Raw genomic sequence first — 14,393 nt, forward strand, 5'->3', positions numbered from 1 at the left:
GGTCCGGGACTGTAGCCTAATCGCCCTCCACTGAATACATTTGAACGATAAGATGATTCAGGAGAGGATGTTGGCCGTGCAAGCTGTTCCTCATGATTTTGTTCAAGGGTGGATTGCCTACACGTCAGAACGCGCCGGAACGTTCGACATTTGGCTGTACCGACCGCAGGACGGTTTTAATTTTCAACTTACCAAGGGACTGGGTACAGAGTTTTCCGTTCCTTATTGGTCTCCTGACAGCAGGAGAGTCGCTTTCATTGGCGTTGGCAACGTGGTCTACCTAATAGATACCGTCACGTTTAGGGTTGCCCGGATCGATCAAATCGAACCCTACTCGCTGCTGGGCTGGTCCCCCGACAGCAAGTTTCTGGCGTATGTCAAAAACGGGCGAATCGTCATCTATGATACATTCTCACATAACAGCAATACCATCATGGAGCCGGGCGCCAGTGATGTCCAATGGTTCCCTTCGGGCATGGAGCTTTTGTTTGCTGCTCCGGATTCCACCGGCAACACCCAGCTTTACCGCATCCGGCCAGATGGTACAGACAAGAGACAAATCACGCAGAATACGGAGGGGCCGCTGCATGATGTTCGGCTTTCCCCGGACGGAGCCTTCGCGCTTTATACGTTTCCCGGCAGCAGCATCTCAATCATTTCCACGGTAGATCTGGCCACCGGCACCATCTACACGCTGGAAGGGGGGCCGCTCGCCAAAAACTATTTTCCAGCATGGTCTCCGGACTCGCGAACCATCGCTTATAGCGCAAGCGATTATAAGGCACCGAATTATTATTCTCTCATCCAAATGGACAGCCGTACCGGTCAGCAGCAGAAGACTATAGCGGCTTCGGACTGTTTCGCCACTCCTGTCAGCTGGTCACCGGAAGGCAGCAGAATCGCCTATTTATCGGGATGCACTGATGCAGGAAGAGCAACTCAACTCTGGATTGTCGATATCCGAGCGGCGATGCCGGTGAATGTCCTCAGCGGTAGTCATATTACCGCCCTGCAATGGTCTCCTCGTATCAGGGTGCCGAAAAGCATCTACACAAACTCCGTGTACCGGGTGTCCTTTCCGTATCCCTCGGACTGGCGCCCGGTCAGCGAAGTGAGGTACGAAGGGCCCGGCGGTTTTTTTCAGGTATCCGCCATTTCAGCAGGCAACCAGATTGCCGAGGTATGCAGCTCCGAAGCCTTTCATCCGTTGAGGCCTTACGGAACTTCTCCCCAGATTGTCATGACGACGATACAAAAGCAGGAGGCCTGCTTCATTTTTCCGTCAGCGGATCAACCCGCGGAGATGAACAAACAGGCTGCCCTCATCGTAAGATACCCCCGCCCAGTCCAAATCGGGGGAACGTTCTACAATTATTTTATTTTGTGGGCCGACGCAAACCATATCCGCCAATTTGGCGGGCGGCTGTCGTTCCAATAGCCAACCTTGCAGCGAACCAGCCCATTGTATGTTCCTTTTCGGTGGATTGGGGAAGGGATTAAGGCAAATGTGGTATGGGATGCGCCAACAAAAACTGTAGTTATTTATCAAAGAAAGCCGATTCATCCCCACCCTATATAGGTTGGGGATGAATCGGTGTTTTTTTGCAAAGAAAACGAACGTATGTGCTATAATATCCCTATATACTTCGTCGAAAGAGGTTGTGTTGGCATGCTCATTCATAAAGCCTATAAGTATCGTATCTTTCCTACAAATGAACAACAGCAACTCATTCATCAGATGTTCGGGTGTTGCCGTTTTGTGTTCAATCATTTTTTAGGCTTATGGAATGATACCTATAAGGCGAAGGGCAAAGGCTTATCCTACAATCGTTGTGCCACACAACTTCCTGCACTCAAACAACAGTTCGAATGGTTGAAAACCGTGGATAGTATTGCTTTGCAATCATCGGTTCGTAACGTGGCAGATAGTTTTGATCGGTTCTTCAAAAAACAGAATCAAGCTCCACGTTTCAAAAGCCGTAAACATCCTGTTCAAAGCTACACAACGAAGTATACGAACGGCAACATTGCTGTGGAAGAACGTCAACTCAAACTTCCCAAGCTGGGATGGATGCCCTTTGCCAATTCCAGAGCCTTAGAGGGACGCATTCTGTCTGCAACCGTTCGCCGTAATGCGTCAGGCAAATATTTCGTATCCATCGTCTGTGCAGTTGACGTTAAGCCCCTGCCTCAAGCCAGCAAAGAGATTGGGGTTGACCTTGGCCTTAAAGAGTTTGCCGTCTGCTCCGATGGATTTCGGGTTCAAAATCCCAAGTGGTATCGCCATTTCGAGAAGAAGTTAGCCTATTGGCAACGCCGTATGGCTCGCCGTACCAAAGGCGGCTCTAACTGGTATAAAGCCAAGCAAAAGGTTGCTTCCATTCATGAGAAGATCGCCAATTGCCGCCATGATTTTCTGCATCAGCTCACAATCAAACTGATTCGTGAAAACCAAACGATCAGTATAGAAAACCTTCGTGTGGCGAATATGCTCAAAAATCACAAACTGGCAAAGTCTATCGCCGATGCGTCCTGGAGTGAGTTCGAACGCCAAATCTCCTACAAGGCGAAATGGTACGGCCGCACGGTTAAGATCGCGGATGCCTTTGCCCCCACCAGCCAAACCTGTTCTGTATGTGGCTTCATCAACCCCGAAGTGAAAAATCTTTCAGTGCGGCAATGGGTCTGTCCAGGTTGTGATACGACTCATGATCGTGATGAAAATGCCGCACAGAATATCATAATGATGGCGGTTTAACTGTCTTGCAAAGAACTGTGGGAACCACAGGAATCGCTTGGTGTACGACTTTTCACATTTGAGAAAATCGATACATTTTGCTTCAAGGGAAGCAATGACCCAAGAATCCCCCACCTTTACAGGTGGCGGGAGTGTTCAAAAGACGAGTCAAGAGTTGTTGAAGGATTCGGTCTGTGCTGAGCTGGTCAAGTCCAGAAATGCAGCGCTTGATTTGCCGCGTATTACGCTGCAGGATGAACTAATCCCGAATCAAGAAGGCGGAGCGGGCGGAACTTATTATTTTCAATATGGGAAAAGCAACAGCTTTATTTATGAATGCAGAGGTATCTCCACCTACTACAAAGTCATCAATGGAGAGGAGTGGGGAACCCGTCCTGATTGCAGCGGGAAGGTCAATTATTTCATGGATCTGTGGAAAATGGAGGAAGTGAAATACGGTACGTTTGACGAAGCGGGTAATGTGATTTTTAGTGCTTCCAAATCTTTTTCGGCTGGAACTAAGGATTTTATCTCGGAAATTCCCGGGGAACAATAAGATTAAGCCGTATATTTTTGAAGCGGTCCGAACATTGTTCGAGTGGATGTTAAGCCGGCAGGAAGGGAAGTACAAGGAGCTATTGGAAGAGTACAATAAAGTAAATAACACGGATTTTGAAAATTGATAGATTTGACTATATCCTTGCACGGAGTGAATGCCGATGGAATTTCAGGAGATAAAGAAAGACTTGTTTTCAATGCCGGAAGAATACTGTCTGGCCCATTGTATTTCAGCGGATGCTAAGATGGGGCTGGAATTGCTGTACAGTTTCGGAAAAGATTCAAGCTTGCCTGAAATTGGCTGTGGCCTGGATAAATTGCAATGGGAAAAAGTAAAAGAGATCATAATGAAAGAATTTAAGGACACCCCTATACAAATCACTGTTTGCAGATTGTAGATTGATTCCGTAGGCGGCTGATAAGGATGGATTCTTATACCCATTCTCGGCATATCATAAAGTTTTGTTCTCTCCTACAATAAGCGTAACAACGGTTCAATGGAGGCTGAGAGCATGACGATTTCATTTAAGGCTTACACCGGGATAGCCGGATTCACTCCGGAGTTTCATCGTGTGCATGAGTTTCTAATCCGGCTGAATCATCCGAAGGTCATCAACGAGGGATTCTTATGGGGACGCTGGGAGTGGATGTTTTCTTTATCCCTGCTGGACCTTTCCAATCTGCACAACATTGGGATCTGGGAGGACGATGGGGAGATCGTTGCTCTGGCTACATATGAACAGACGGTCGGGAATGTATGGTTTGTTGTTGATCCGGGGTATACGTTTCTGAAAGAGGAAATGCTGCTGTACTCCATAGAAAAGCTGGGCAAAGACGGAAACATCAGTGTGTTGATCCGTGATTCCGACAGTGATTGTCAGGAGATTGCTGCGGGGCTGGATTTTAAACCGACGCAGGGATGTGAGCGCAATGCGGTAATTTCGATTGAGGAAGCCTTCACGCAATATACCTTGCCGGAGGGATACTGCATCGTCAGCCTTGCAGATGAAATGGATCTGAACAAATACAACAGAGTGTTATGGCGCGGCTTCAATCATGAGGGGGATGCTCCTGAAACACCTGATTCCCTGCAGAGCAGGAGAGTCGAGCTATCCGGGCCGCATGTGAACTTAAACTTAAAAATTGCAGTGGCGGCTCCGAATGATGAGTTTGTCGCTTACTGCGGCATGTGGTATCTTCCCGGGAGCGATTACGCATTGGTAGAGCCTGTAGCAACTGATCCGGCATACCGGATGATGGGGCTGGGCAAGGCGGCGGTTCTGGAAGGGGTTAGACGCTGCGGGCAATTGGGGGCAAAGCAAGCGTTCGTTGGTTCCTCCCAGCAGTTTTATTACAATATCGGCTTTCGTCCTTATTCTACAGAAACGTGGTGGGCGCGCAGTTCTTGCCATAAAGTGAATGAAGATACGGAAACAGCACTTGAGTAGTTTTTGGAGTATATCTTGAAAAAAGGGATGTCTGGGCGGCCACGTATTTCCTGGCTTGCCGGACATCCCTTTTGTATGGGAACTTATTAGGATTGACTTAGCCGCGGGCAAGCTCCTTGCGCACGATTGGCGCAACCTTGGTGCCGAGCAGCTCGATGGCGCGCATGACCTCACGGTGCGGCATGGTGCCGACATTGACGTGAAGGAAGAAACGTGTAACGCCCAGATTCTTATGCAGCAAAATAATCTTCTCGGCGACATATTCGGAGTCACCGACATATAGAGCTCCACGCAGGCTGCGGGCATCATCATAAGCTGCGCGGTTGTACGGCTGGCTCCAGCCCCGTTCACGGCCAATGACGTTCATTTGCGCCTGGGTGGAAGGATAGAACAAGGCTGCGGCCTGCTCGGTGGTTTCCCCGACAAAGCCGTGTGAATGTGTGGCAATCTGCAGCTTGCTAGGATCATGTCCGGCGCGTGCGGCGGCATCTTTGTAAAGCTTCACTAGCGGAGCAAACCGCTCCGGCATTCCGCCAATGATGGCGAAAGCGACCGGAAGCCCCAGCGTCCCTGCGCGGATCGCCGACTCCGGATTCCCCCCGGTGGCGATCCAGACCGGCAGCGGGTCCTGAACGGAGCGGGGGTATACTGCAAGATTATCGATAGCAGGACGATGGCCGCCGCGCCAGGTTACCTTCTCTGATGCGCGGATTGCCAGCAGCAGTTCCAGATTCTCTTCAAATAATTCGTCATAATCCTCCAGGCTGTAGCCGAACAAGGGGAAGGATTCAATAAACGACCCCCGGCCTGCCATAATCTCCGCTCTTCCGTTCGAAATGCCATCCAGGGTAGAAAAGGCCTGATAGACGCGAACCGGATCATCTGAAGACAGAACGGTAACAGCACTGGTCAATCTGATCTGCTTCGTCATAGCCGCAGCTGCCGCGAGTACAACTGCGGGAGAGCTGCCTGCGTAATCTGCACGGTGATGCTCACCTATCCCATATACATCAAGGCCGACCTGATCGGCGAGAACAATTTCTTCGACTGCTTCGCGCAGTCTTTCCGCATGGCTCATCACCTTGCCGGTCACCGGGTCGGGCGTAGTTTCCAAAAAGGTGCTAATTCCTATCTCCATACTATTATCCATTTGGGCCATTTAAATCCGCCTCCTTCGTCTTTTTATATTACTATACTTTTTAATGTTTCTCAACTTTAGTAAGTGAAAATATAGTGTTGCCGAGAAGCTTGTCCGGTGTCCGGCAGATTGTTATCAGAAAAAAAGCCTGCTGCCCCAGTAATACCCCGGGCAGCAAGCGGATTCAGGAGTGCATTTCTTTAGAATTTCCCCTTCTTGACGGCGAGCTGTACGATCATAATGACAAGAACGAGCAGTGCAATGAGCTGATCTGTACTCATGAGTCCGACCTCCATTCCTGTGAAAGAATGGCTCTTCGGACCGGCATCTCCTCTCCAAGATGCTGCTTCGCTCCCCGTTATCAGAATATGAGCTCCTACACGCTGTTAGTACTTCACAAAATAAATAATTCATACAGTAACTTTGGCTAATAAACATTGAAAGCAACAGAAGCTTCGCAACAGTCAACGAAACTTTTTCCATAATCAACACGTCTATATATTAGGTAAAATAAGGAAGTGGAGGCTTTCAGACATGTTCAAAAGAATCGGAATGGCATTATTGACTTTGAGTCTTACTACCGCAATTGCGGGAACCGGATGGGCAGCTCCTTCTCCGGCACAGATTGATGTCTCCCAAACGTCGTTTGACTTTGATACCGCCAAGCCAAACAGTGATGCAGAGTTTCATCATGGGCTGTTGCTTTCAGTGCAGGCCGATGGAGATCTTGTTTATTATGACCGGACCGGCAAACAGGCTTTTGTCCTCCCGGAGGGGATAGTGCCTGTAACAGACTTTGCTGAGCAGCGGGCTGTTGTGAAGGATTCGGCAACCGGACGGTATGGCTATATTAACACTAAGGGAGTTTTAGCCATTCCCTGCCAATATGCATCCGCCGGAAATCTGTCAGGTGGTGTAGCCCATGTGGTGCTGGCAGAGGGTGCGGGCGAAGCCCTTATTGACCGGGCAGGCAAGGTGGTTACTACACTAACGGAGAAATATAGCTCGGAATTTTATTTTTCGGACGGACTGGCATTAGCTTACGCGCCAAAGGGCGGGAAGATCGGATTTATCAATACTTCCGGCAAACTGGTTATTCCCTATCAATACACTGAAGCGAGAGGATACTCCCAAGGGTTGGCTCTTGTAAAGAACAATGCGGGGCTGTACGGATATATCAATACGGCAGGGAAAACAGTGATTCCGTTTAAGTACAAAGAGGGAAGCGACTTCTCAGAAGGACTGGCGTCCGTGAAGAATGCAAAGGGCAAATGGGGATTTATTAACAAGCAGGGCAAGCTCAGCCTTCCTTTTCAATATGAGAATACCGGTGATTTCAGTGAAGGCCTAGCCAGCGTATACAATTCTGCAGGTAAAGTTGGCTTCATCAATAAACAAGGCAAGCTGGTCATCGGCTACCAGAAATACAATAGAGCTTTTTCGTTCAAAGAAGGCATAGCTTTAGTTGGCATCAGCAATCCGGCCGACAATTCCAAAGACAAATATGGTTACATCAACACCAAGGGCGAACTGCTGACCAAGCTTATCTATACGGGAGAATCCTCATCGTTCAGTGGCGGCTATGCCGTGGGGATGACTGCTCAAGGAACAGGTTATATTCTGACCAAACAAGGATTAGCCAAATAAAATCATCAATCTGCATAATAAGGAACGGCCTGGACAGCATTGTCCTAGCCGTTCCTTATTTGTTGTTACTCCTCGCGTTTCGGGAATCCGTAGCCCGGATATTCCACCACAGGCCATTTCACCTTACGCAGCGCATTCAGCAGCGCCGGCCCGGCATTCAGATTGCTGCCTACCAGCTGATGGGGAGTCAGGGCCATCCACTGGTTCAGGGAGACGTCGGCGAAGCGGTCGCTTTTGAACATTTCCAGAAACCAGAGACTGTCTGTGCCGGTATTCTGGATATAATGTCCATAAGCAAAAGGGACATAACCGACGTCTCCGGCTCTATAATTGAAGGTACGGGCTGCGCCGTTTCCCCCGAAGACGGTCATCCGTCCTTGCCCGGCAAGATAATATTGCCACTCATCATTATTCGGGTGCCAGTGCAGTTCCCGCATGGCCCCGGGTTCAATCTCCACCAGTGCTGCGGCAATGGTCCGGGAGATCGGGAAATTGGAGGAGTCGACGATTCTTACACTTCCTCCCGGGGTCTTCAGCGGGGGCTGGGCCAATAATTGATGTTTAAAGCTCAGCGGAATATCCCCATAAGGCGATTGCACCTTTTGACTCTGTATTGTACCAGGCACTTCATCCTGATAGATGTAGACCTGATCGTTCGGTATGCAGTCAAAGGCGGCAGCGGGCACGCCGAAATTCGCCGTCAGGACTTCCTTGGGCGTATGCGCGAACCAATCGGAGATCGACAGTGTATTTAAATCGGAGAAGCTGCCGTCATCAAAAACGAGCAGGAATTCGCAGCCTTCGGCAAGCCCTTGAATGGAATGCGGAATACCTGGAGGGAAATACCATAGATCTCCGGGGCCGATGTCGGCAATGAAGTTGCGGCCGTTCTGATCCACGGAGGTGATCCGCGCGCTCCCGATCAGCATATAAGACCATTCCGCCTGCTGATGCCAGTGCAGCTCCCGTACTCCGCCGGGCGTAAGGCTCATATTGACCGCTGCCAGAGTCGTGGCGACAGGCAGCTCCCTTACCGTAACTTCCCGTGACCAGCCGCCGCAGTTCAGCTGCATATGGGCATCGGAGAAGGAAAACTTCAGATTCGGAATCAGTCCGTTGTCCGTGGGGGGAGGAACGAACATATCCGGATTCTCGCGGTCCCGCATAATATCGCGCGGCCCGCGGTCGATATTGCCTGCGCCGTCGCTTCTTATCGGCTGGGGTATTTTCATTGTTCCGGCTGAATCCTGTTCAGTGGAATCCATAGATTAAGCTCCTTTCCATATCCGAAAATACATCAATGGGAATATATATGCCGGAAGCCGATTTTTATGAATGGCAGCGGAATGTGGGACACTGGACATGATATTGGATATAATTATTAATATTCAACAAGAATTATAGAGAGCAGGTTTAGAGAACATGACGAATAGCGAACAACAACGCTACCGCTTTAGTGAAGCGCCGATTTGGGAGCTGCAGCGGTCATATTACGAAGAATTGGGTTTGCAAGCCTGGAAAAATGACCAGGTTCCGCAATATATTACGAGCAACCCGATGATCGGGACAGCCTATGCTGAGATGATCTTCGGCTTCTTGCAAGACCGTTATGCACTTGGCCAGACCGATGAGCCGGTTATTATTCTGGAAATGGGTGCGGGTGCAGGCAGACTAGCCTTCCAGGTGCTGCAGAAGCTGAGTGAATTGATCGACTATGCGGGGATTAAGCTGCCTCCATTCCAATATGTAATGAGCGATCTGCCTGTCAAAAATATTGCCGGCTGGCAGCAGCATCCCGGCCTGATCCCTTTTGTTCAGCAGGGAATCCTTGATTTCGCGCGCTTTGACGCGGTCCATGATACCGAGCTGCATCTGACGCACAGCGGAAATGTGATCCATGTAGGTGGACTGAAGCAGCCGCTGCTGGTAATCGCCAATTATTTCTTTGACAGCATTCAGCAAGAACTGCTCTATATCGACGAAGGCAAAATTTATGAATGCGAGGTTTCCCTAAAGTATCCGGAGGAAGCCGAGTCGATGGGAACTTCAGAGGTGCTGAAGGGGATCATTCCGGAATATCATTACAGCCGTGCAGCCGGGTATGAAGAGAAGTCGTATCCGTATCACGTGGTGGCGGACTACTACCGGAAGAAGCTGGAGGATACCCATATTCTGTTCCCGGCTACGGCGCTGGCTTGTATGGAACGGCTGGACAGTCTGTCCCAAGCGGGCTTTCTGCTGTTGACCGCCGACAAGGGCGATCACCGGCTGGAGAACTGGGAGTTTGCAGAGCCCCCTAAGCTGATGCATCACGGAAGTATCTCCTTAACGGCCAATTATCACGCGATGCAGTACTTTTTTGAGCAGAAGGGTGCACTTTCGCTGTTCACCCCGCATCATTATAAGAACCTGAACGTTGGCTGTATTCTGAAGCTTAAAGATCCGGCGAGCCATGTGCATACCCGGCTGGCTTACCGGAGATTTGTCGACCGGTTCGGACCGGATGACTTCTTCAGCCTGAAGGTATGGGTGGATCAGAACTTCGATAGCATCGGGCTGCAGCAAATTCTCGCTTTCTGGCGACTCGGCGGATATGATGCTGAGCTGTTCATCCAGAGCGCTGAGCGTATTTCCAGCCTGCTGGAGGATGCGAATGACGAAGAACTGCTGGATCTCCAGCATGGCATACAGCAGATGTGGGCAGGATATTACCCGATGCCCCAGAGGTATGATCTGGCGCTGGATAGCGGACTGCTGCTGTTTGAAATGGATATGTACCGCGATGCCCGCATGTTCCTGGAACGCTCGCTCCATGAGAGTGAGGAAGAGCCGGTAATTACAGTGCTCTATTGCCTCGCGATTTGCAGCTATGAGCTTGAGGATATGGAGGCGGCACTGGATTATACATGCAAGGCACTGGTCCTGGAGCCGGAACATGAGGAAGCCTTGGACCTGCTGGCCGCGCTCAGTGAGGGGTAAGCCGCCCCTTTACAGGGGCAGGGATTGTTTGGTATTCTATACAAAATAATGACACGCGATGATGAGAAGAGTAGATAATTTCATTCCTTCACAGAGAGCCCCGGATGCTGAAAAGGGGCAGGGAATGTATTGTTGAAACAAGCCTCTGAGCGGCGTATCGGAACCGGCAGCCGGGGATGGTACGACAGGTGCTCCTGTTACAGAGCTAGAGTATAAGCCTTGCTTTCAGCAATGCCGTACTTGATGAGTTTAATATGGCGACATATTAATAAACATGGGGTGGTACCGCGAGAATCTCGTCCCCAAGACGCAAAGTCTTGGAGGTGAGGTTCTTTTTTGTTGCGCAGAATTACTGTTTAGGAGCGGTTATTGCACACACACAGGAGGGTTTAGCTATGAGTAATGTAAATGAGATGCCAGAAGAGAAGAATGAAGAGAACTATATGGAGAAACTGATCAGGGAAGATGTGGAAGGCGGCGTCTACAGCAGAGCGGTCTGCACAAGGTTTCCGCCGGAGCCGAACGGGTATCTTCATATCGGCAGTGCGTTTGCGATTCATACAAACTATGACATGGCCCGCAGATTCAATGGAGTATTTAATCTGCGCTTTGATGATACCAACCCGCTGAAAGAAGATATGGAATATGTGAAGGCCATCATAGAAGATATCGAGTGGCTGGGCTGCAGCCCGGGTGAGCATATTTATTACGGCTCTGACTATTCGGAGCAAATCTACAGCAGCGCGGTGGCCTTGATCCGTAAGGGCAAAGCCTATGTTTGTGATTTGTCTCATGAGGAGGTCACCGCCTTCAGGGGGACTTTAACCGAACCGGGAACGAACAGCCCTTACCGGGAGCGCACGGTGGAAGAGAATCTGAGCCTGTTCAGCGGAATGAGAAACGGGGAGTATCCTTCCGGGTCCAGGGTGCTGCGGGCCAAAATAGATATGGGCTCGCCCAACATCAATCTGAGGGACCCCATACTGTACAGAATCATTCATGCCGAACATTACCGGACAGGGGAGGCGTGGTGCATTTATCCGCTGTATGATTTTGCCCATCCCATTCAAGACGCTATTGAAGGAGTAACACATTCCTTGTGCTCTCTGGAATTCAAGGATCACCGGCCGTTGTACGAATGGGTACTGAATGAGCTGGAGACCCCCGAGGCGCCCAAACAAAGGGAATTCGGCAGGGTTAACCTGACCGGTGTTGTCACCAGCAAACGTTATCTCCGGCAGCTGGTTGCCGGCAATTATGTGGAAGGCTGGGATGATCCAAGATTGCCCACGCTTCGCGGACTGCGGAGAAGAGGGTTTACGCCGGAGAGCATCAAGAGCTTTGTGATGGGGATTGGCATGGTCAGAAATCAGACAATGGTTGACTTCTCGATGCTGGAGCATAGCCTGAGACAGGATTTGAAAGCCAAAGCGCCTAGTGTAATGGCGGTGCTTGATCCTTTAAAGGTTGTGATCACCAATTATGCAGGGCAAGCCGGAGAGAATTTTGAGCTGCTGGATATAGATAACAACAGTGAGAATCCAGAGCTAGGCACAAGAAAGGTCCCTTTTTCCGGAGTCTTATATATTGAGCGGGAGGATTTCATGGAAGAACCGTCTCCGGGCTTTCGCCGTCTGACGATAGGCGGAGAGGTGCGGCTGAAGGGGGCTTACATTATCAAATGCAATGAAGTGGTCAAGGACATGGCAACGGGGGAGATCACTGAGCTGCGCTGTACCTATGACATTGAAACGAAGAGCGGAAGCGGCTTTAACGGGCGGAAAGTGAAAGGAACGCTCCACTGGGTATCTGCCGGTCACGGCATTCGGGCTGATGTATATCTGTACGAGAAGCTGCTCAAAGACAACGAGGGTCCTAAGGGCGATACCGGGACATGGGGAGATGTCATTAACCCGGATTCGGTGAAGCTTCTGAAGAATTGCCTGTTGGAGCCATTTGTGGAAGGGGCATTGCCGGAAGCGAAATTCCAATTTATGCGCCATGGATATTTCTGTGCCGACAGCAAGCACAGCGGCGAAGACCGGCTGGTATTCAACAGAATTGTTCCACTGAAGGATAGCTGGAAGGGGAAGAAATAGCTATTTGAGGAAGCGGGCAAGAACAGGGAATTTCATCCTGAATCTTGCCCGTTTTTTTAAAATTTAAGAATTTATATGCTTCACGCTATAAATTATCCTTCTACTTCTCGCTGAAACGGATACCGTCCTTTTGAGGACGGGGAAGCCGTTTCCACTTGTGGAGTCTTATGTTGTGGAGGCTCACTTACTGGGCTTATGGTACATATGATTAACTATGATTGCCGGACATTAATTTGAGTTAAGAATAAGTGATGGTTTTATCGGAAAATTCCATGAAAATTACATTTACATTTTTCATTAAGCAGATTATAATAAAAATAAGTTAAATGTTGCACCAGGGAAACTTTCATGTGTGAGAACAACTTTTTCCGGGCAAGAGGAGGGTTTGAAATGATCGAGCAAAACGTGGTGGAAACACCCAAAATGATAAATAATCCGAAGCACAAGAATACAATTTCAGCACAAGCTGTACTTAACGGGGACGTCAAAGGATTGAAGAGACTCCTTCCGTTTCTGGGCCCGGCCTTTATTGCCTCAGTAGCGTATCTGGACCCCGGGAATTTCGCCACGAACATTACGGCCGGATCGAAATACGGTTACCTGTTGTTATGGGTCATTGCCGCATCGAATTTAATGGCCGTGCTGATACAGTCCTTATCCGCCAAGCTTGGCATAGCTACCGGAAAGAATCTGCCGGAAGTGGCGCGCGAACGCTTCCCGAAGGGCGCTTCCATTTTTTTATGGATACAAAGCGAACTGGTCATTATTGCCACGGACCTGGCGGAGTTTATCGGGGCAGCCCTTGGACTATATCTGCTATTCGGGATACCGATGCTGCCTGCCGCAATAATTACCGCTGTCGGTTCATTCGCTATTCTTGAGCTGCAGCGGCGTGGTTACCGGACGCTTGAGGCCGGGATTGCTTCGATGGTGCTGATCGTCGTCTTAGCCTTTGCTTTCCAGGTCATTATGGCTAAGCCGGATGCGGGAGCAGTAATCGCCGGAATATTCACCCCTGCATTCGAGGGTGTGGACAGCATCCTGCTGGCAGCAGGGATTCTCGGGGCAACGGTCATGCCGCATGCGATTTATCTTCATTCTTCACTGACACAGAGCCGTGTGGTCGGGATTGACGAAAAAGAGAAAAAACAGATTTTCAAGCTGGAAATGATCGATATCGTCATTGCGATGGTTATTGCTGGTGCTGTGAATATGGCGATGGTAATCGTTGCCGCTGCCCTTTTCTTTAAGAACGGGCTTGTAGTTGAAGACTTGGATGTGGCCTTCCAGCAGTTCCGCCATCTGGCTGGTCCGGTAACGGCAGTTTCGTTCGGCCTTGGACTCTTGATCGCAGGACTGTCGAGTTCTTCGGTTGGGACAATGGCCGGTGATGTGGTTATGCAGGGATTCATTAATAAGAGAATCAACCTGTATCTGCGGCGGGCGATTACGATTATTCCTCCGCTGGCGATTATCGCCTTTGGCATCAATCCGACCCGCGCACTGGTGATGAGCCAGGTAGTATTGTCCTTCGGGATAGCCTTTGCTTTGATCCCGCTTGTTATTTTCACCAGCAACCGCCAGATTATGAAGGGGCTGGTCAACCACCGGATTACTACGGTCCTGGGCTGGATCATCTCTGCGCTGGTCGTATCACTCAATCTGTTCCTGATTGTTGAAATGTTCATCTAAAAGGCAGAATCAGACAAAACCCCGCTCCCCCGGTGACTGTCAGGTATAACCTGACAGCACACCGGAAGGCGGGGCTTTTTGTACATAAGGATGTA

Annotated in this window: 12 protein-coding genes and 1 other annotated feature; of the genes, 10 read left to right on the top strand and 2 right to left on the bottom strand. The window is 49.8% G+C overall.

Going from position 1 to position 14,393, the window contains the following annotated elements:
- The first annotated feature begins 67 nt into the window (after positions 1-67).
- From NYE29_RS13990 to NYE29_RS14010, 6 genes are all read left to right on the top strand, one after another.
- Positions 68-1,438: a hypothetical protein gene (locus NYE29_RS13990; RefSeq protein WP_340896431.1), complete on the top strand. Its 1,371-nt coding sequence runs from the start codon at positions 68-70 to the stop codon at positions 1,436-1,438.
- A gap of 24 nt (positions 1,439-1,462) precedes the next feature.
- Positions 1,463-1,579 carry a stalk domain-containing protein gene (locus NYE29_RS34585; RefSeq protein ID WP_179091867.1) on the top strand — a complete coding sequence of 39 codons (117 nt, stop codon included), beginning with the start codon at positions 1,463-1,465 and terminating at the stop codon, positions 1,577-1,579.
- Between the two features lie 90 nt (positions 1,580-1,669).
- Positions 1,670-2,758, top strand: a complete 1,089-nt coding sequence (gene tnpB, locus NYE29_RS13995; RefSeq protein WP_340896433.1) for an IS200/IS605 family element RNA-guided endonuclease TnpB — start codon at positions 1,670-1,672, stop codon at positions 2,756-2,758.
- A gap of 94 nt (positions 2,759-2,852) precedes the next feature.
- Positions 2,853-3,293 carry a hypothetical protein gene (locus NYE29_RS14000; RefSeq protein ID WP_340896434.1) on the top strand — a complete coding sequence of 147 codons (441 nt, stop codon included), beginning with the start codon at positions 2,853-2,855 and terminating at the stop codon, positions 3,291-3,293.
- 163 nt (positions 3,294-3,456) lie between these two features.
- Positions 3,457-3,693, top strand: a complete 237-nt coding sequence (locus NYE29_RS14005; RefSeq protein WP_076114050.1) for a hypothetical protein — start codon at positions 3,457-3,459, stop codon at positions 3,691-3,693.
- Between the two features lie 114 nt (positions 3,694-3,807).
- Positions 3,808-4,743 (top strand): GNAT family N-acetyltransferase, encoded by a 936-nt coding sequence (locus tag NYE29_RS14010; protein WP_076114049.1) that lies wholly within the window; start codon positions 3,808-3,810, stop codon positions 4,741-4,743.
- Positions 4,744-4,840: 97 nt separating this feature from the next.
- On the opposite strand, the gene NYE29_RS14015 is transcribed toward NYE29_RS14010, so the two are convergent.
- Entirely contained in the window at positions 4,841-5,902 is a 1,062-nt protein-coding gene (locus NYE29_RS14015) for an LLM class flavin-dependent oxidoreductase (protein WP_038596754.1), read from the bottom strand.
- A gap of 513 nt (positions 5,903-6,415) precedes the next feature.
- Between NYE29_RS14015 and NYE29_RS14020 the strand changes: the two genes are divergently transcribed.
- On the top strand, positions 6,416-7,528 hold the full coding sequence (locus NYE29_RS14020) for a WG repeat-containing protein (RefSeq protein ID WP_076114047.1): 1,113 nt from the start codon (positions 6,416-6,418) through the stop codon (positions 7,526-7,528).
- A gap of 65 nt (positions 7,529-7,593) precedes the next feature.
- Here the strand turns inward: NYE29_RS14020 and NYE29_RS14025 are convergent, their stop codons facing one another.
- Positions 7,594-8,793 (bottom strand): oxalate decarboxylase family bicupin, encoded by a 1,200-nt coding sequence (locus NYE29_RS14025; RefSeq protein ID WP_340896436.1) that lies wholly within the window; start codon positions 8,791-8,793, stop codon positions 7,594-7,596.
- Between the two features lie 157 nt (positions 8,794-8,950).
- Between NYE29_RS14025 and NYE29_RS14030 the strand changes: the two genes are divergently transcribed.
- From NYE29_RS14030 to NYE29_RS14040, 3 genes are all read left to right on the top strand, one after another.
- Positions 8,951-10,507: an SAM-dependent methyltransferase gene (locus tag NYE29_RS14030; protein ID WP_076114045.1), complete on the top strand. Its 1,557-nt coding sequence runs from the start codon at positions 8,951-8,953 to the stop codon at positions 10,505-10,507.
- Between the two features lie 49 nt (positions 10,508-10,556).
- Positions 10,557-10,814: a binding site (T-box leader), on the top strand.
- Positions 10,815-10,902: 88 nt separating this feature from the next.
- Entirely contained in the window at positions 10,903-12,606 is a 1,704-nt protein-coding gene (locus NYE29_RS14035) for a glutamine--tRNA ligase/YqeY domain fusion protein (RefSeq protein ID WP_076114044.1), read from the top strand.
- 423 nt (positions 12,607-13,029) lie between these two features.
- Positions 13,030-14,298 carry an Nramp family divalent metal transporter gene (locus tag NYE29_RS14040; RefSeq protein ID WP_144024483.1) on the top strand — a complete coding sequence of 423 codons (1,269 nt, stop codon included), beginning with the start codon at positions 13,030-13,032 and terminating at the stop codon, positions 14,296-14,298.
- The last annotated feature ends 95 nt before the right edge of the window (positions 14,299-14,393 follow it).

It is taken from the genome of Paenibacillus sp. FSL M7-1046 (assembly GCF_038007405.1).
GTDB lineage: Bacteria > Bacillota > Bacilli > Paenibacillales > Paenibacillaceae > Paenibacillus_AQ.